This window comes from Paenibacillus phytorum, from assembly GCF_013141715.1.
Taxonomy (GTDB): domain Bacteria; phylum Bacillota; class Bacilli; order Paenibacillales; family NBRC-103111; genus Paenibacillus_E; species Paenibacillus_E phytorum.
On the sequence record NZ_WHOA01000105.1, the window covers coordinates 1 to 1,451 of the forward strand.

The window sequence follows — 1,451 nt, forward strand, 5'->3', positions numbered from 1 at the left end:
CATGAACATCAGATGAAACAATCTGGAGAGATTCATGAGTATGTGATTGAGCTCATCAATGGCTTAACGAAGATGGAGAACTCCTTAAACCGACATATGCAGGCTCTTCTTGGACAAAATGAATCGGGAGCAGGTGCGGGGGGAGACGGTTCGAACGGAATGGGTAACTTATTTTCGTTTGGTGAGGATGATAAGTAATGAATGCATCGAATCGTGAGAGAGTTGAATTGCATGTGCTAACCTCGCTGGCTAGAAGCCAGCGAGCCTTATGCCGAATCATAGAGACGATAGCGGATCAAGTAGTGGTCTCCGAGCAGCTTGCTGTCCATATGGCTGAGAATCTTAAGACGATAAGTAAATACCAGCGTTCGATGATTCAGAGAATAACGAAACAAAGTCCACGTCAACGCCGGTTAGGAACGCCCGGCAAGCCGTGGATCAGCAAGAATGTCGCTCGCGGATCATCCCCAACGCATGATTAAACCCGCTCGTGAGTAAGACCCCCGCCAAAGCCAAAAAGCAGCAGCGTATCACCGGCTTTGACCTTACCCTCTTGTAAGCCTAGATCCAGAGCAAGAGGAATGGAAGCCGCGGATGTATTGCCATAGTATTCAAGGCTGTACAGCGCTTTTTCGAATGGAATACCGCTCTTTTCACAGATGGATTCAATAATCCGAAGGTTAACGCTATGAGGAATGAACCAATCAATTGCGGTATGAGGTAAACGGCCTTTTGCGAGCAGCTTCTCGATTCCTTGCGGGACAGTCGTTACGGCATATTTGTACACCTCGCGGCCGTTCTGGACGAGCTTGCCTTCACCCGCTAATGGGTTTCCGTTCAATTCAGAGGCAAGTCCGGTTCGGTATACGTGCTTGCCGCCTGTACCGTCCGATCCAAGATGGTGAGCAAGGATTTTCTTCCTCTCTTTCAACCATCACGGCTCCGGCGCCATCACCGAAAAGAATGCAGGTGGAACGGTCCGTGTAGTCTGTAATTTTGGATAAAGAATCGCCACCGACGACGAGTACCTTGCGGTGTACCCCAGCAGCAACAAGCCCGCTTGCTGTATGCAGGGCATAAGCGAACCCAGAGCAGGTGGCATTGAGGTCGTAGGCACCAGTTTCAGGGATGCCGAAATGAGCTTGAATCTGGCAAGCGACAGGTGTGGAAGGCAGATCTGGTGTATGGGTAGCGACAATGATTAAATCAACATCGCTCAGTGATGTCGGATCTCTAGTGAGCATATTTTCTACGGCTGCTATACATAAATGACTTGTGAATTCATTCGCTGCTGCAATTCTACGTCCCCGAATTCCTGTGCGTTGAACGATCCATTCATCATTCGTGTCGACCATACTTTGGAGATCCGCGTCATTTGACCATCAAGCCATCGTTGATAACGGTTTTACCCCAATGCGGGACTGGATGTCAGCGCTTCATTATTTTCTGCA

General features: G+C 49.1%; 2 protein-coding genes and 1 pseudogene. 2 read left to right on the forward strand and 1 reads right to left on the reverse strand.

Annotation, left to right across the window (positions count from 1 at the left end; genetic code table 11):
• Window positions 1-198: alpha-helical endospore appendage domain-containing protein (locus tag GC098_RS16610; protein ID WP_512699013.1), on the forward strand; the 198-nt coding region annotated here is incomplete at its 5' end.
• Window positions 198-482, forward strand: a complete 285-nt coding sequence (locus GC098_RS16615; RefSeq protein WP_171644240.1) for a hypothetical protein — start codon at window positions 198-200, stop codon at window positions 480-482. The genes GC098_RS16610 and GC098_RS16615, both read left to right, overlap by 1 nt.
• Here GC098_RS16615 and GC098_RS16620 read toward each other — a convergent pair.
• A pseudogene (locus GC098_RS16620) lies at window positions 462-1,373 on the reverse strand (ketoacyl-ACP synthase III); the annotation flags it as partial. The gene GC098_RS16615 and the pseudogene GC098_RS16620 overlap by 21 nt on opposite strands.
• Window positions 1,374-1,451 lie beyond the last annotated feature (78 nt).